This window comes from Spiroplasma kunkelii CR2-3x (assembly GCF_001274875.1).
Taxonomy (GTDB): Bacteria; Bacillota_I; Bacilli_A; order Mycoplasmatales; family Mycoplasmataceae; genus Spiroplasma; species Spiroplasma kunkelii.
On record NZ_CP010899.1, the window covers coordinates 1190370 to 1207385 of the forward strand.

At 23.5% G+C, this 17016-nt stretch carries 21 protein-coding genes and 2 pseudogenes; 8 read left to right on the forward strand and 15 right to left on the reverse strand.

The features are described 5' to 3' along the window. The first annotated feature begins 26 nt into the window (after positions 1–26). Positions 27–1379, forward strand: coding sequence for a M17 family metallopeptidase (locus SKUN_RS06415; RefSeq protein ID WP_053391324.1), 1353 nt, complete (start codon positions 27–29; stop codon positions 1377–1379). A gap of 70 nt (positions 1380–1449) precedes the next feature. Here the strand turns inward: SKUN_RS06415 and mgtA are convergent, their stop codons facing one another. From mgtA to SKUN_RS10925, 5 genes are all read right to left on the reverse strand, one after another. Then, positions 1450–4182, reverse strand: a complete 2733-nt coding sequence (gene mgtA, locus SKUN_RS06420) for a magnesium-translocating P-type ATPase (protein WP_053391325.1) — start codon at positions 4180–4182, stop codon at positions 1450–1452. A gap of 231 nt (positions 4183–4413) precedes the next feature. After that, positions 4414–4758 carry a hypothetical protein gene (locus SKUN_RS10910; RefSeq protein WP_235511003.1) on the reverse strand — a complete coding sequence of 115 codons (345 nt, stop codon included), beginning with the start codon at positions 4756–4758 and terminating at the stop codon, positions 4414–4416. A gap of 60 nt (positions 4759–4818) precedes the next feature. After that, positions 4819–5031, reverse strand: coding sequence for a hypothetical protein (locus SKUN_RS10915; RefSeq protein WP_235511004.1), 213 nt, complete (start codon positions 5029–5031; stop codon positions 4819–4821). 52 nt (positions 5032–5083) lie between these two features. Then, positions 5084–5623, reverse strand: a complete 540-nt coding sequence (locus SKUN_RS10920) for an HAD family hydrolase (protein ID WP_235511005.1) — start codon at positions 5621–5623, stop codon at positions 5084–5086. Between the two features lie 9 nt (positions 5624–5632). Beyond that, positions 5633–5929, reverse strand: coding sequence for a P-type ATPase (locus tag SKUN_RS10925; protein WP_235511006.1), 297 nt, complete (start codon positions 5927–5929; stop codon positions 5633–5635). 49 nt (positions 5930–5978) lie between these two features. Between SKUN_RS10925 and SKUN_RS06430 the strand changes: the two genes are divergently transcribed. Then, the gene (locus tag SKUN_RS06430; RefSeq protein ID WP_053391326.1) at positions 5979–6179 is read left to right on the forward strand and encodes a hypothetical protein; all 201 of its coding nucleotides are present in this window, start codon (positions 5979–5981) and stop codon (positions 6177–6179) included. 297 nt (positions 6180–6476) lie between these two features. Here SKUN_RS06430 and SKUN_RS06435 read toward each other — a convergent pair whose 3' ends face one another. Both SKUN_RS06435 and SKUN_RS08550 read right to left on the reverse strand, forming a co-directional pair. Beyond that, positions 6477–6761, reverse strand: coding sequence for a PTS sugar transporter subunit IIB (locus SKUN_RS06435; RefSeq protein ID WP_053391327.1), 285 nt, complete (start codon positions 6759–6761; stop codon positions 6477–6479). Positions 6762–7037: 276 nt separating this feature from the next. After that, positions 7038–7626: pseudogene (locus SKUN_RS08550) on the reverse strand (IS30 family transposase); the annotation flags it as partial. Here SKUN_RS08550 and SKUN_RS06450 point away from each other — a divergent pair. Next, positions 7623–8129 carry a hypothetical protein gene (locus tag SKUN_RS06450; protein ID WP_053391330.1) on the forward strand — a complete coding sequence of 169 codons (507 nt, stop codon included), beginning with the start codon at positions 7623–7625 and terminating at the stop codon, positions 8127–8129. The pseudogene SKUN_RS08550 and the gene SKUN_RS06450 overlap by 4 nt on opposite strands. A gap of 42 nt (positions 8130–8171) precedes the next feature. On the opposite strand, the gene SKUN_RS09495 is transcribed toward SKUN_RS06450, so the two are convergent. The 4 genes from SKUN_RS09495 to SKUN_RS06465 all read right to left on the reverse strand — a co-directional run bounded on the left by SKUN_RS09495 (position 8172) and on the right by SKUN_RS06465 (position 11502). After that, the gene (locus SKUN_RS09495) at positions 8172–8321 is read right to left on the reverse strand and encodes a hypothetical protein (protein ID WP_158500816.1); all 150 of its coding nucleotides are present in this window, start codon (positions 8319–8321) and stop codon (positions 8172–8174) included. Between the two features lie 30 nt (positions 8322–8351). Then, a complete protein-coding gene (locus SKUN_RS06455; protein WP_053391331.1) occupies positions 8352–9977 on the reverse strand; it encodes a hypothetical protein in 1626 nt (541 codons plus the stop codon). A 73-nt stretch (positions 9978–10050) separates the two neighbouring features. Beyond that, positions 10051–10857, reverse strand: coding sequence for a hypothetical protein (locus SKUN_RS06460; protein ID WP_053391332.1), 807 nt, complete (start codon positions 10855–10857; stop codon positions 10051–10053). Positions 10858–11247: 390 nt separating this feature from the next. Continuing rightward, entirely contained in the window at positions 11248–11502 is a 255-nt protein-coding gene (locus SKUN_RS06465) for a hypothetical protein (protein WP_053391333.1), read from the reverse strand. Positions 11503–11734: 232 nt separating this feature from the next. On the opposite strand from SKUN_RS06465, the pseudogene SKUN_RS08555 reads away from it, so the two are divergent. Both SKUN_RS08555 and SKUN_RS06480 read left to right on the forward strand, forming a co-directional pair. Continuing rightward, positions 11735–12361, forward strand: a pseudogene (locus tag SKUN_RS08555) (IS30 family transposase); the annotation flags it as partial. Between the two features lie 204 nt (positions 12362–12565). Continuing rightward, positions 12566–12907 carry a hypothetical protein gene (locus SKUN_RS06480; protein ID WP_053391336.1) on the forward strand — a complete coding sequence of 114 codons (342 nt, stop codon included), beginning with the start codon at positions 12566–12568 and terminating at the stop codon, positions 12905–12907. A 565-nt stretch (positions 12908–13472) separates the two neighbouring features. Here SKUN_RS06480 and SKUN_RS10930 read toward each other — a convergent pair. Next, positions 13473–13649, reverse strand: coding sequence for a hypothetical protein (locus SKUN_RS10930; RefSeq protein WP_235511007.1), 177 nt, complete (start codon positions 13647–13649; stop codon positions 13473–13475). Positions 13650–13733: 84 nt separating this feature from the next. Here SKUN_RS10930 and SKUN_RS11475 point away from each other — a divergent pair, with 84 nt between their 5' ends. Beyond that, on the forward strand, positions 13734–13865 hold the full coding sequence (locus SKUN_RS11475; protein WP_268794829.1) for a hypothetical protein: 132 nt from the start codon (positions 13734–13736) through the stop codon (positions 13863–13865). Positions 13866–13929: 64 nt separating this feature from the next. On the opposite strand, the gene SKUN_RS10935 is transcribed toward SKUN_RS11475, so the two are convergent. After that, the gene (locus tag SKUN_RS10935) at positions 13930–14091 is read right to left on the reverse strand and encodes a hypothetical protein (RefSeq protein WP_235511008.1); all 162 of its coding nucleotides are present in this window, start codon (positions 14089–14091) and stop codon (positions 13930–13932) included. 59 nt (positions 14092–14150) lie between these two features. Between SKUN_RS10935 and SKUN_RS06490 the strand changes: the two genes are divergently transcribed. After that, positions 14151–15335 (forward strand): Mbov_0401 family ICE element transposase-like protein, encoded by a 1185-nt coding sequence (locus SKUN_RS06490; RefSeq protein WP_327196289.1) that lies wholly within the window; start codon positions 14151–14153, stop codon positions 15333–15335. A 390-nt stretch (positions 15336–15725) separates the two neighbouring features. On the opposite strand, the gene SKUN_RS06495 is transcribed toward SKUN_RS06490, so the two are convergent. Both SKUN_RS06495 and SKUN_RS06500 read right to left on the reverse strand, forming a co-directional pair. Further along, positions 15726–15971: a hypothetical protein gene (locus SKUN_RS06495; protein WP_053391338.1), complete on the reverse strand. Its 246-nt coding sequence runs from the start codon at positions 15969–15971 to the stop codon at positions 15726–15728. Between the two features lie 255 nt (positions 15972–16226). Continuing rightward, positions 16227–16535 carry a hypothetical protein gene (locus SKUN_RS06500; RefSeq protein WP_053391339.1) on the reverse strand — a complete coding sequence of 103 codons (309 nt, stop codon included), beginning with the start codon at positions 16533–16535 and terminating at the stop codon, positions 16227–16229. A 331-nt stretch (positions 16536–16866) separates the two neighbouring features. On the opposite strand from SKUN_RS06500, the gene SKUN_RS08560 reads away from it, so the two are divergent. After that, positions 16867–16989, forward strand: a complete 123-nt coding sequence (locus SKUN_RS08560) for a hypothetical protein (RefSeq protein WP_083436120.1) — start codon at positions 16867–16869, stop codon at positions 16987–16989. Positions 16990–17016 lie beyond the last annotated feature (27 nt).

Below are 17016 nucleotides of genomic sequence, written 5' to 3' on the forward strand. Positions count from 1 at the left end.
TCTATATAGAAAGAAGGAATTTTACAATGGTATTATTAAATGACAAAAAACAAGATTTAACACTAAAAGCAATTTTTAAAGGTGATAAAATCAACCCATTAGTTGTCCAAGAAAACGGTGCAACTACTTTAATTTCAGAAGAAAAAACAATTTATTCTTATTTCGAAAAAGCATTAACTTTTAAAAATGCTGAAGATTTTATTCAAAATTTTATGAAAACAATTAAATATAGTTTAAATATTGATGTTGACACTTTTAAAAAAGGTGCTGAAGCAAATACTCATATTTTTAAAGCACTAGCAGAAGGAACACTATATGTTTTAAATGATAATTATAATTTAAAAACAGATAAAAAAGAAAAATCAGTTTATACAATTAATTTAATCCATAACTGTGACAAGGCACCTACTATTTTTAAAGAAATTCAAATTAAAATGGAATGTGTTAATTTTGCTCGTATGTTACAAGATACACCACCAAATTTAATGTATCCAGAAGTTTTTGCTGAAAAAATTAAAAAAATGGCAAAAGGAATCCCAAATTTAAAAGTAACAGTTTTAGATAAAAAAGAAATTGAAAAAGAAAAAATGGGTTTACTTTTAGCTGTTAATGCGGGAAGCTATTTAGAACCCCGAGTTGTTATCTTAGAATATCTAGGTGATAGAAGTAAAAAAGAAAAAGTTGGCTTAATAGGAAAGGGAATTACCTTTGATAGTGGTGGATATAACTTAAAGCCATCAACAGCATTAACTGGAATGAAATTTGATATGTCAGGAGCAGCTATTGTTTGCTCAACAGTATTAGCTTTAGCAAAAGCACAAGTTAAAACAAATATTGCTGCGGTGGCTTGTTTAACAGAAAATCGAATTGGAGGAAAAGCAACTTTAACTGAATCAGTTATTACGTCAATGAACGGAAAAACTGTTCAAATTGATAATACTGATGCTGAAGGAAGATTAGTTCTAGCTGATGGTATTACTTATGCTATACGTAAATTAAATGTGGATAAATTAATTGAAGCCTCAACATTAACTGGTGCAATTCTAGTAGCTTTAGGAAAATGATTAACTGGTGTTTTTGCTAATAATGATGGATGATATGAACAATTTGCACAAGCAGCTTCTAAAGCTCATGAAGGAATTTGAAGAATGCCAATTTTAGAAGAACATAGTGCTGTAATGCGTAAAACACCAATTGCTGATCTAACAAATGCTGAAAGTTCACGCTTTGCTGGTAGTTCAACTGCTGCTGCCTTTTTATGTGAATTTGTAGAAAAAAAACCATATATTCATTTAGATATCGCTGGAACAGCGGATACTAAAGATGGGCGTGGAACTGGAGTAATGATTAAAACATTATTTGAATTATTTAAAGAATAATTTTAAACATCTTGTAAAAGCAAGATGTTTTTTTTATTTTGCATTAAAAATAGATTTACTAAAAGTAAATCTATAATCATCGCTTAAAAATTTTAATATATAAATCTTTGACTCCTTGACTCATTAAACAATATCCAATCACTAATGCAGTAAAGAAAGCAAAATACATTGCGGGTAATGGTACTAAACTTAGTTTTGGCCCTAATGATGTAAATGGTAAGGTCATTCCAATCAAAATGACGGCAATGCTGGATACCAATAATTGCCATGATGGTATTGATTGAAAGAATGGAATTTTTCTTGTTCGATACATTTGAACAATTAAGGTTTGGCTCACTAATCCTTCAACAAATCAACCTGTTTGAAATAAAGTAATTTGTTCAGTTTTGATGTGTTGTGGATTGGCAAGAACCCCAAAATAATAACCCATAACAACAAAAGTTAAAATATCAAAAATTAAGGAAACAGGTCCATTAACAAAAACAAACGGTAAAATATCCTTTGTTGTTCAAGTTTGTGGTTTTGATAAAAAGTCTACATCAACCTTATCAAATGCTACTGCCAATTGGGATATATCATATAATAAATTTTGAAATAGAATTTGGATTGGCATCATTGGTTGAAATGGTAATCATGCTGAAGCAATTAAAATACTAAGAACATTTCCAAAGTTAGAGGCTATTGTAATCTTAATATATTTTAAAATATTTCCAAAAATTTGTCGTCCCTGAATAATTCCCTTTTCCATAACTAATAAGGACTTTTCTAATAAAATAATATCTGATGCTTCTTTTGCAATATCAGTTGCATTATCAACAGATATTGCAACATCGCTTTGGCGTAAAACAGGTGCATCATTAATTCCATCGCCCATAAAACCAACAACATGTTGATTTTGTTTTAAAGCTTTAATAATTTTTGCTTTTTGTAATGGATTTAATTTAACAAAAATATTATTTTGTTCAACAACATCACGGAGTTCAAATTCACTTAATTTTTCAATATAATCGCCAGTTATAACACCACGAATTTTTAAATGAACTCGATTACAAATTGCTCTTGTTACTTGTTCATTATCACCAGTTAAAATTTTTAATTGTACTCCATTTTTTCGCAATAATTGAATCATTTTTTCTGCAGAAGGTTTTGGTTTATCAAGAAAAGAAACAAAACCATAAAAAATTAAATTTTTCTCATCTTTTGTTGAATAATAACTATCGGCATAATGACCATGGTTATATGCTAATCCAATAACTCTTAATCCTTCACTATTCATTCGTTCTGCTGTTGCAGAAATCATTCGTAAATGTTCTTCTGTTATCTTTTCAACTTTTCCTTTATATTCAATTCTTGTACAATTTTTAATAATTTCTTCAATTGCCCCTTTACAGATTAAAGTATGATGTTTGTCTTTGTCTGAAACAACAACCGTTAATTTACGCCGATTAAAATCAAAGGGGATTTCATCAATTTTTTGATAATCATCCTTAAAACTAGATAAATGATGATTATCAATATAATGAATAATTGCTTTATCTAAAGGATTTTTTAATCCCGTTTGAAAATAACTATTTAAATATAAATATGTTAATAAACGATCATCTTTTTTATTATCTAATAACTGATAATCAACCAATTCAATTTTATCATTTGTTAAAGTTCCTGTTTTATCTGTACATAAAACATCAATTGCCCCTAAATTTTGAATTGCTTCTAATTTTTTAACAACTACTTTGGCTTTACTCATTCGACTGGCACCACGAGCAAGATTAGAAGTCACAATCATTGGTAACATTTCTGGAGTTAAACCAACAGCAACTGAAATAGCGAATAATAAAGCAGATAACCAATCATTTTTTGTAATTCCATTGATAATAAAAACAATGGGAACCATTACAAACATAAATGATAATAGTAATCAGGTCGTTCTTTTAATTCCACGATTAAAACTATTTTCTGGTGGTTTAACTTGCAATGTTTTTGAAATTGTCGCATAATATGTTTCTGTTCCCGCACCAATAACAATTGCAATTGCACTACCTGAAACAACACTTGTACCCATATAACAAATATTTTCTAACTCTAGTAAACTTGCTTTATGACGATTATAACTAGCATGTTTTTCAACAGGTAACGACTCACCGGTTAAACTGGATTGATTAATAAAAAGTTCATTACTTCATAATATTCGAACATCAGCAGGAACCATATCCCCACTTGATAAATAAATTAAATCACCTGGTACTAATTCATGAATTTCTAATTCTTTTGCTTCTCGAATTAAACTAGTATTATTTTTAACTGATACTTCAGAAACTTTTTCATCATCTTCTAATCGAATTACTGTAATTGTGTTACTAACTAAATCTGTTAGTTTTTTTGTCACGAAAAAACTGCGGATATCTTGAACATATGAAATTGTAGTACTAATAATAATCATAATAGCAATAATAATAACTCCAATAACTTCAAAACTATCACCACCTAAAGTAAAATAACTAATTATATTATAGGTCGCAATTAAAGCCAAAACAATATTAAAAGGATTTAACAATACATTTAAAAAATGTTTAAATCAAAGAAATTTCATTTTTTCTTGCGAATTATCACCATATTTTTTACCCATTTCTTCTGCTTCATCATAAGTTAAACCAAAATTTTTAAGTTCAAAATGTTCTAAAATTTCGCTTTGAGAAAACTGGGAAATTTGTTTAATCTCATCAGTTTTTAAAAAACCAATTTCTTTTTTTTGTCCCTTAAACTCTTTATTATTTCCCTTAAATTTAGTTATTATTTTTGCCATTCCAATACCCCTTTTCTTAAAAAATATTTTTACCTAAATTATAAATTTAGGACTTTTAAGACATACATTAACAATTTATAAATCAAATAAGACTTAAAGTCATAAAATTCCTAAATCAATAATATTTTTTATCCTTTTTAAATAATTTCACCTTAGCCTCTCATAATTTTATTCTTATGTTAATTATAACGAAAATAATTTAAATAAAACATAATTAATAATAAATAAAAATTAATTATGTAAAATATTTTCAAATATTAAACGTCCTTGCTCAATTCCTTGTTCAATTACATATAATGATTTTTCTAATAAAATAATATCTGATGCTTCCTTAGCAAAATCACTTGCATTAATAACTGAAATTGCAATATCACTTTTTCGTAATACTGGCATATAATTAATTCCATCACCCACAAAATCAACAACATGATTATTCGCTTTTAGTAAACTAATAATTCGTGACTTCTCCGTTGGATTTAATTTAACAAAAACATTATTAATTTCAACCGCACGTTTTAATTCATAGTCAGTCAACTTATCTAATTCTTCCCCAGAAATAATTCCTTTAATTTTCATTCCTACACGATCACAAATCGAACGCGTTACAGAAGCATTATCTCCTGTTAAAATTTTTAATTAAACACCAAGAGTAGCTAATACTTTAACTATTTTTGATGGTAATGGTTTAGAAATATCTAAAAATGTTGCATAACCATAAAAAATTAAATCTTTTTCATTATTAATGTTATAAACCTTTGGATTTTCATTAACAACTTTATAACCAATTCCTAAGCCACAGTATTCCTGATCATTCAAACTAATTAGTGTCTTAATGATTTGTTTTCTCATTTCATCATCTAAGTCAACAATTTTATTTTAATAATAAATTTTATTTGAAACATTAATAATTTTTTTTAATTGCTCCTTTTGAAATTAATTTTGTATCTGCTGCATTTTTAACAATAATTAATAAACGACGACGTTCAAAAACAAATGGAATTTCATCAACTTTTTGATATTTATCAGGAGCAAAATAATGTGTACTTTTTTTAACATAATCAATAATTGCTGAATCTAGTGGATTTTTAATTCCAGTTTTAAAATAGCTATTTAAGTATAATAATTTCAATAAATCTGGTTCTTTTTTATTGTCGAAACTATCATAATTAATTAACTCAATTTTATCATTTGTTAAAGTCCCTGTTTTATTTGTACATAAAACATCAATTGCCCCTAAATTTTTAAATACTAATTTACTACGGCTCATTTTACGAGCTTCTCGTGCTAAATTACTTGTCACAATTATTGGCAGCATTTCAAGAATAATTCCAACAATAGCTGCCACTGTTCATGTTATTCCTACTAATCAATCACTTTTTGTTCCTGAGTAAATTAAGTAAATAATTGATGCGATAATCAACACAAACATAATTAATAGCAATGTTACTCATTATATTCATGTTTGAAAATTAATTAAAGGGCGTTTTTCTTGCAATACACTTGAAATTGACGAAAAATATGTTTTAATTCTCATTTTAATAATCATTGCAATTGCACTACCTGAAACAACACTTGTACCCATTAAACAAATGTTTTCTAATTCTAATAAATTAACCTTATCTGTTGTTGCGTGTTTCTCAACTGGCATTGATTCCCCAATTAACGAAGCATGATTAATAAATAAATCATGACTAACTAAAATGCGAACATCAGCAGGAACCATATCCCTACTTGATAAGTAAATCAAACCTCCTGGTACTAAATCACGAACATCAAAGTAAGAGAGGAAACAAATCATGTTTGGAAAAGATAGATCAGTTGTTTATATTCAAACAATAAAAGCACATTTTGTAACGAAAAAATTAATTAATATTGTTAGTAATAAAGCAACAGTGATTCGAGATAGTAAGGGATATATTGACATTAATTACGAAAATATGTTTGAATTAATCAAAAAATCAGAAGATTTTGTTTCATGACAAAACAAAATAAGATAAATTAACAAAAATAAAAATATTAGCAATTATTATAAATAACTGCGGTGATTATCTTCTTGATAGTCAGAAACAACATTAAATAATGTATTACTTTTGTAAAAATTGATACGCTTAATAATCCGGCTTAATTGTAAAAACAGTCCGGACTGTTCCTGCTGTCCAAGTATATAAATCACCACTCTTTTTTTCTAAATAATACTTATATATTTTAGCATAAAAAATAAGGCAAATATATCTTATTTAAAAAAATTATCGTAAAATTGAATAAAAAAAAAAATTTTAACAAAAAATTTGAACTTATAACATATTAACAAAATCAATAATCCCTTTAGAATCATTATTAATATATAATTCTGATGGTAACACAGCAACTTTGCTATTCTTCGCAATAGCAACTACTTTTGTTGATAAATATTCTACTTGAGGAGCTAATAAAATAATATTGTAATTATTTTCTAATTGCTCTGGTGTTATAACAAAAAATTGCATATCATAATTATTTTTAACAATAACATCATTAATCTTATCTAAAATTCGATTAGCACTAATTCCTGCTGAACAAATTAAAGCAATTTTTATCATTTAGACCTCCATTTATTACTTATAATCTTTTTAAATTATACTGATGAATTATGTAAAATGAAGTGCAATAAATCTTTATTAATTAAATAATATAATAAAAATTACAAAAATCAACCATAAATTTAAAAAAAATTAAAAATATTTTAATTTTTCTTTTATTTTATCAATATTTAAACACACTAAAAAATAATTTATTAATTTTAATTAATAAATACATATTTTATTATTTTAATAACATATTTTATAATTTAATATAAATTTTTAAATATTTATTGTTTATATATTCTGCAAAAATATTTCTTTGGCACTTATACAATTTAAACACGGTCGAAGTTTTTCATTTATTACATTATTAACTACTCAATCAATTTGTTTTTGACTAACATTATTAAAATCTGTGCCTTTAGGAAATAAGTGTCTTAATTCACTATTCATATATTCAATTAAAGGTTTTTGACGAAGTTTACCAACATCACAAAAATATACTTGTGTTTCAATAAATATTTCCATTTCTCGTCATTCACTAAATTCTTTACCTCTATCTGTTATTATAACTTTAATTTTCCCAATTAAATTATTGTTTATAACAATATCTTTAAACTTTTTTATACTTCCCTAGCAGTATGATTTTCTAATTTTATTGCAAAGTATTTTTTACTTGATTGTTCTACTAAAACAAAACAACTAGATTGATGTTTTTTCCAACAACAGTATCCATTTCAAATCATCCAACATTAAAAACTTTATTTTCAATATCTCAAACTGACTTAAAATCAGTTAATTTACTACGATTATCAAATTTTCCTTTTGTTTTAAATTTTTTATCACGATTTCGCAAATTCTGTTTTAAAAAACCATAAAATGTGAAATGAAAAGAAAAAATATAGTATATTTTCAACTGTTCATACTGATTTTAATAAAGAAAAATTAACTGAAAAAAGACCTGTAATTGCAAATAAATTAGGTGTTATAGAATTGGATAATATTCCAGAATATATTAAAAAAAGTAAATTAACTAATTTTGTTAATAAATTACTTATATTAATTACAAGTTATTATGATATTAATGATCATATTGAAATTATGGTTTTAGGTGATGGCGACCCTTGAATTAAAAATATTGCAAAATTTATTCAAGAATATTTTCCTAAAAATAAGGTGCATTACACAATTGACAAATTTCACATTACAAAAAGATTTAAAGATTTATTTCCATTTCAACATAAAAATAAATTAAATAAAAAAGCATACAATGATGCTATTAGTTATTTTTATGGTGGTAATATTGTCGTTAATCAAGTTGTCATATTACATCTCCTCTCTAAAAATATCGCATCACGCTCTGCGTGTTCGCTACGCTCAAAATAAACTATATTGAATAAATTACCGTCAATAAATTACGCGGATAATTTATTCAATTTCTTTTACATTATTAATTACTATTTTATTTACAGTATTAATAACAATATCTTTTACATATTTAATTACTAATGACCGCAAAATAAAATAATGTTTCTTTTCAATAAAAAATAAACTCCTTTCTGAGTTGATTTTTTGCACTTCGATTACACAATCCCTTTTTAAAAATAACTATTTCACGAAAAATTTAGAATCAATATCTGGAATAAAGATTAGATGTAAATCCGGATTAGTTGTTTCAAGTAAAATCGTCGGATCATTAATTGATTTAACTTTAAACTTAATATTATTAATATTAATTCGCATTTCTAGTGCTGATGCTAAATCAGTAATTTCAGTAGCTGTTTTTCATGTTCCTCCTTTTTCATCCTGATATTCAATTTGAACTAATCCACTAACTAATTCTACAGCAATATTATCAATTGCATCACTACTATGTCCACTAATTTTTAATATTGATGGTATAAGTTTTTTAATTTGTTTATTAAGTGGAATTGAAAAATTAAAATCTCAACTAATGAGTTTTACTTTTATTGATAAATCAGTTGTTAAATCGTAATTAAATAATTGGTTAATAAATACTTTAATTCTATCAATAAGTCCATCTGTCACAGATGTTAATTTTAATCAACTTGACTCAATTTTTTCATATTTAATATTAATCGTTACTGTTGATATTCATCAATTAATTTTTACTACAATTGAAATTGGAGTTCTATTAGATGACCATTCACCACTTTTGCTTTTTCATCCTTCTAACAAATTATGTAAAATATGTTCTAAATTAGTACTAAATTGAAGGTTCTCTTTTTTATTTTTAGTACTTTGAATATTTTTATTAACATCTAAAAACCCATCATTGTTAATTTCTCGTGGTTTTTCAAATAAATATTGTAATAGTAATAAGATCAAATTTTGTGATTTTTGTTGTTCACGTTTCTCAAGAACAAAATTACGGAAATGAATAATATCTGGTACTAAACTATTTAAAATATTAAGATATTTTGCTTTAATTTTTATTTCTGCAGTAGTAGATCCTAATAAGAAAGATTTATTTATTGTTTCATTAATTTCACCATTTTTAAGCATTTCATCAACAAGTGGTAAATTCATTAATTCATTATTAACAAAGTCTTCTCATTTTTTTCAATTTTGATCATCCGCATTAAATGAAGTTGGAATAACTTTTGGCAAATTATCAAAAAGATGAAACGTTGTAACCAACGATAAAATCTTGCCAATTGCTAAGGTAGTTCCTTGAAAGGGAAGATTCATTTTACTTAAAACGATTGTCATACTTTTATTTAATTTTTGAACTGTATCATTTGTTCATTTTAAATTATTAGTAGCAACAGGGATTAAAAAAATTGAATCTTTTGTTTTTGGATTAGTTAATTCTTTATCTTTATAATTAGCAACAACTGCTAATTCTCCATAATGAGCAGTTCCATTTTCTGCAATTTCAATAGGCCTAAAATTTGTATTTATTAGCATTAAATTATCACTAAATTCTTTAAATTTACTTTCTAAAATGCTGAAAGAATCATTATTGTTAACATTTTGGTATTCATCACTATCAACAACAAGAGGTGACAATTCACTAAAACTATTTAATTGTTTAATAATTCGATTTTTTTCATAATCAACACTACTTTCCCCATTGTTATCATTATCTTTCTCACTTATTGTATCATCAATATCACGGTGTTCAGCAGGGGTAGGTGCACATCCACTAAAGCCAAAAACAGGTGAACTTGTTAAAATAACACTACTTAAGATAACTAAATTTTTTTTCATTATTTATATCTCCTTTTTTATTTTTTAACTTGTAAAATTTTATTTAATTAAAAATAACATTTAGAAGACTATACTAATTTAAACACTCTCGTTGATAACCATTTACAATAATTTTTAATTCTTTTTCACTACGTTTATTTACTAGCATATGCATTTGCAAAGACTTAATAGCATTATCTAATTCACATAAATTAATGAAACTAAAATTTTCCCTAATATTTTGTTGTTTTAAAATTAATAAAAGTTTTTTAAACATAATTGTACTATTAACAGAAAAAGCAAGGGAAATTAAAACAAAAACATTTTGTGAAAATAATACAATAGAAATATTATTTTCATTTAAAGCACGATGAAAAGGCTTAAATGTATTGATATAAGCTAAAATTTTATTAATTAAGACAATTTTTAAATATTTTGTTCAATATTGTTTAAAAAAATATATTGTTGCAATAAATGAAATAAAAACTAGAAAAATAAGAATAACCATATTGTCTGAGCCTTTGATGCTAGCTTTATGAATTGCAAATATTGTTATTAAACTAACTTTAAATATAATTGAAAAAAGACAAATAATTGAATCATTATAATAATTAGGAATCAATTGTTTCCCAATTAAGATTCATAAACTAATTAAGCAAACTGTTAAGGAAAGGAAATTACGAAGAACCAATAAATTCGTTGTATCCATTAGTAAAAAATAAAAACTAGTTTGAATTCCAACTAAAAAGATAATTGTTAAACTTTGTTTTGTTTTTTTCTTTAAAACAGTAAGATTTGTAAGATATGAAGCAAAATAAACAACAACAAAAAAGACTAATACCTTAACAATAAATAATATTAATTGTCAATCAATATAATTAATTTCAAATATCTTGTTCATTTTACTACACCTTATCTTTAAAGAATTATTTTACTTTATTTGCAAATATTATATAGATTTATTGTAAAAAATGCAAAAATGTTTTTTAAAAATAAATATTATAATTAAAGTGAACTTAATAATGTCAATAATTAAAAATTATTAATATTATGCATTTTGTAATCGAAGTGCAACAAATCAACTCCTTTCTGAGTTAATTTTTTAATGGAAAGAAAACATTATTTTATTTTGCGGTCATTAGTAATTAAATATTCAAAAGATATTGTTATTAATACTGTAAATAAAATATTAATTAATAATGTAAGAGAAAATGAATAAATTATCCGCGTAATTTATTAGCTGTAATTTATTAAATATAGTTTATTTTGAACGTAGCGAACACGCAGAGCGTTATGCGATATTTTTAGAAATGAGATGTAATATGCCAACTTGATTAACGACAATATTACCATCATAAAAATAACTAATAGCATCATTGTATGCTTTTTTATTTAATTTATTTTTATGTTGAAATGGAAATAAATCTTTAAATCTTTTTGTAAGGTGAAATTTGTCAATTGTGTAATGCACCTTATTTTTAAGAAAATATTCTTGAATAAATTTTGCAATATTTTTAATTCAAGGGGCGCCATCACCTAAAACCATAATTTCAATATTATCATTAATATCATAATAAAATATTATAATAACTTGTAATTAATATAAGTAATTTATTAACAAAATTAGTTAATTTACTTTTTTTAATATATTCTGGAATATTATCAAATTCTATAACACCTAATTTATTTGCAATTACAGGTATTTTTTCAGTTGATTTTTCTTCATTAAAATCAGTATGAACAGTTGAAAATATACTATATTTTTTTCTTTTAATTTCACATTTTATGGTTTTTTAAAACAGAATTTGTGACATCGCGGTAAAAAATATAAAACAAAAGGAAAATCTGATAATCGTAGTAAATTAACTGATTTTAGGTCAATTTGAGATATTGAAAATAAAGTTTCTAATGTTGGATGATTTGAAATGTATACTGTTGTTGGAAAAAACCATCAATCTAGTTGTTTAGTTTTAGTAGAACAATCAAGTAAAAAATACTTTTCAATAAAATTAGAAAATCATACTGCTAGGTAAGTAGAAAAAAAGTTTAAAGATATTGTTATAAACAATAATTTAATTGAGAAAATTAAAGTTATAATAACAGATAGAGGTAAAGAATTTAGTGAATGACGAGAAATGGAAATATTTGTTGAAACACAAGTATATTTTTGTGATGTTGATAAACTTCGTCAAAAATCTTTAATTGAAAATATAAATGGTGATTTTAGAAAATGATTTCCTTCTGGAACTGATTTTAATAATTTTAGTCAAAAACAAATTGATTGAGTAATTAATAATGTAATAAATGATAAACTCCGACCGTGTTTAAAATGAATAAGTGCTAAAGAAATTTTTTTTGCAGAATATATAAACAATAAATATTTAAAAATAAATTTTAAATTATAAAATATGTATTTATTAATTAAAATTAATAAATTATTTTTTAGTTTGTTTAAATATTGATAAAATAAAAGAAAAATTAAAATATTTTTAATTTTTTTAAATTTATGGTTGATTTTTGTAATTTTTATTATATTATTTAATTAATAAAGATTTATTTCATTTTACATAATTCATTTTTAAAAAATATAGTAGGAGGTAAAAACAGCGATGTTGCCAGAAAAAATTGATCTTTTTATCGATGAACATGTTGATAAACCCTTATCAGAGTATATTAAAGAGAATCCAAGATTTATTTTAGAATTTGTTAATAACTTATCATGAGAAGAAAAATTTGAATTAATTAATGATTTTATTACAGAAAATGATGAAATTAATCACGCAGTTAATACTTTAAATAAATATCTTTCTTTATTTATTGAAGAGGAAATTAAAGAACGCCTTATTCATAATATTTCAGAAGAAGAATATTTACTTCATAAAGCAATTGTTGATTTTTATGAAAAAGCTAAAAATGAAGGACAATTAAATAAAAAAGATTCTTCTAATTAAAAAAAATAATACATTTGGTTAAATGTATTATTTTTTTTAAATTAATTACTTTTATCTAAAGATAATTTAAAATCGTATTTTTAAAATATTTTTTACCAATAATCTGCCCGTTTTTATCTAAATAAATAGTAATTATCATTTCAGTATTATTAATTTTTTCTAATTAACTAGTTGTTAAACCATTATATGGTTTTCCTGTCATACTAATTTCTTTACAACCACTTTCTTTTAATTGTTAAATAATATTATCATCTGGAAATTTGTGGCTTGCTGCTCCCATAAAATTACGTCATAATGTATTTTCCTCATCATATGTATCTGAAATATAACAATTTTCTGGGCTTAATTTTTTTAAAAAAAAAAAAACGATTTATCAAGAGAATTTTTACTTCCATGATGTGGCACTTGATAAATATCAATATTTTTGAAAATATCAGGTTTTTGGCTAGCAATAGCCTCTCCGAATTATTTTTCAGCATCACCAGTAAATAAAAAATCTGTTGGTCCACTTTTATTATTAATGCTACTATTGACTACATATTTTTTATTTTCATAAATTTTTAAACTAAAATAATTTTGATAAATTATTTCAATTTACTTGTTTTTTATAACTTTCTTTTTCAAGAAAATCTTTTGCATAATAACTCCAATTATGAAATTTAATACCCACAAAAATATGAAATTCTTCCAACTTATCATAAATTTTTGTATTAGGACTAATTGAATCAATAAATTTTTTCATAAATTTATTTGCTTCATCATTAAAAATGATATTATCAACTTGAAAATTATTTAAGATACTTCTAAAATTTGAATAATGATCAGTATGAAAGTGACTGAAAAAATAGCCGAAATCTTATTAATTTCCTTTTCTTTTAAAACCTTAATTGGTCAAATATTACCATTATATAATTTAGTATTTCATGCACGTGGTAACCCACCAATTCCAGTATCATAAACAATCGCTATATCACCTTTTTTATAAATTGAAATAAACCACTACCAGTTGCTAACATTGTATATTAATAATATGGTTTTGTTTCATTATCTATTGTTTTATCATCTTTTGTTTCATCATCTATTGATAATTTCACATCTTGAGAATCCTCATTAGGCTTAGCATCAATATTTTCATTTGGTAAATTTACTTCTTCTGAATTATTTGAACAAAATGTACAACTCACAATAGAAGTAACAAATATATTATTTAGAGATATTTAAATTATATCAACAAGGGGAAATATTACAAGGATACAAGGTAGTATCAAAATTACCAAAAACAATTAAAACAGAATATGGAGATATTCCTTTGAAAAGAAGATTATATGTCAAATATGATGATAAGAAAAAAAATATAAATCGCTATCCTTTAGATGAGGAATTGGGTTTAAAAAAATACCAAATAAATGAACAAAATTTAATAAATAAAATTACTTCATTTTTATGTGATGGAAAAAGATATAAAGATATTTTGCATACAATAGAAAATGCTAAAATTAGTGAAAAAACAATATCTAATATTTTTAAGAATGCCGATTTAGAAAAAATTAACTATATTAGCAATAAAAATAACAATAAAATTAAAATTACAAATAATGTTTTATATATTCAAATTGACGGAGCTTTTGTTCCTATGCTAGAAAATAAAAAAAGAGTTGAAAAGAAAATATTTTTTTCAACTATGAATATTGGTATTGATGAAGAAAAATCAACTAAAACAAGAAAAGTAATTAAAAATAAAAAAGGTGTTTTTCAAATGATGGATAAAACTTCTAAAAATGAAAAATCTAGTTTTAATAATTTTATTGATAAAATTTTTAAATTAATGAATACTTATGATATTAATGAAAATACTAAAATATTGTTATTAAGTGATGGCGAAAAACAAATTAAAAAAATTTACAACGCAATAAAAATAAAATATAAAAACAACACTGTATCATATAGTTTAGATAAATTTCATCTTACAAATATATTTAAAAAAACATATCCCTATCAAAGTAAAAATAAGGAAAATAGAGAAACATATCATAAAGCAGTTGATTATTTTTATAATGCTAAATATGAAGAATTAATACAATGCTTAGAAAATAGTAAATCTTTTATAAGTGATGCTAAATTAGAATTTTTAAATAAAGCCATTACATTAATTAAAAATAATAAAGATGGCATTGAAAATCAAGCATTAGAATATAATATTGGTTGTCATATGGAGAGTGATGTTTCACATTTTATTAAGGCTGTTAAAGGACGAGGGGCAAAAATATATTGTAAAGAAACATTTAATAATATGTTAATTTCTTCAATGTTAAGACTTAATAGCAAAATTAATGAAGTTAAAATTGAAAAAAATACTAAAATTAAAGAAAAAATTAAATTTAATATTTTTAATTTAAATCAAAGACAAAACCAATTTTTATCTTTATAAAAAACTTTTTAAAATTAGTAATAACTTTAAAAAGTACTTTTTAGTATGGGAAAAATCATAATTAAAAATTATATTTTTAAAAAATGTTGAATTTTTTATAAACTTTGTTATCATTTATTCATAAGCGAAACATAATTTGTTTCTAATTACTTATTTTATATAAAAACCTAAGAATAATGAATACTATCTCATTTTTATTAAGCATTATTTTATATTTTGTAGTATACCACAGAAATTTTAAAGATTACAATAAAATAACAAAAATAATAAAAATATTTATTTATAATTATAAAAATATCATAAAACTGCATGGTGTAATCGAAGTGCAACAAATCAATTATGAAAGGAGTTGATTTGTTGCACTTCGATTACACCATACCTTTTTTAAAATTAGTGTAATTTAATAGGTTTATTTTTAGTTGCTTTCTTTTTATTTTTAAAATAAAGACGAGTATAATAAATTACTTGTGCTAATAATATAACAAAAATATTGATAAACGCGAATAAACGACAATGTCAAGGTGTTTGTGGTAAAGCAAACACAGCAATTAATAATGATAACGCATAAGCATTTAAAATTCCCCAAATTGTAATTTTATATCATAATTTTAGTTTTCTTTTTTGACTTTTTTTCATACTTGTAACCTTTCTTTAATTTTTTCCATATTTAATATGTGTAAAATTACACTTATTATTATTTTAGCCTAAAAGTATTAGATTTTTTTTAAATTAAGATATTTTTACATTAAATTGTAAATGTAATAAATTTATTAACTAAATAGTAATATATAATATAAAAATAAACATTTTAAAATTAATTTGATTTTGGTAAATATAATCTCAAAAATTCATGTCAGAATTCTCATGCTCTTGTTTTTAATTCATTTGGTATTAAAAATTAATATACAAATCCTTCACCAATAACTTCATATAAACTAGAAAAAAAATATGAATTAAAATGAAATAATTTAAAATTTTTTTGTCTAAGCTTGGTCAATTATTAAAATTAATAATTTTACTTGTTAAAAAATCTTTTAATTTATTACTTATACTTATATGCATATTATCTTTTAAAAAATGATCTGACATATGTCCTAATTCATGAAAGAAAACTCTAAAAGGAACAAGAACAGAAGAATAAGCAGTATAAAATGAATGATTTCCCATAGCATTTATAATAACATTGTAATGTTCTTGCATTGTAGAAACCACACACATTTTGTATTTTTGGTTTTTACAGTTTTGGAAAGTAAATTTTTTTTAATATTTTTAATTAAGGAGTTGAAATTATGCAAACAAAGCAATATATTATTTTGAGGTCGCTAGTTAAAAATTATGGTAAAGATAATGTTATTAATACTGTTAATAAGATTGCAAAATATATTGAAATTAAAAAATAAAAGAATAAATTATTCCGCGTAATTTATTAGCAGATAATTTATTCAATAGTGTTTTTAAAGAAGCAAAGCGACAACGAACGGACCGAGTTTGCAAATTTCAATTTTTTTAGTTTTTAGAGCGGAGATGTAATATGCAAACTTGGTTAACGACAATATTTAGTGTTGTTATTATATTAGGGATTTTTGCTTGAATTGGTTTATCAATTTATCAAAAAATTAAAAAAATTCGAGGAAAGAAAAAAGATAAAAAATAAATTAAAAGAAAGGATGGTAAAAAATAA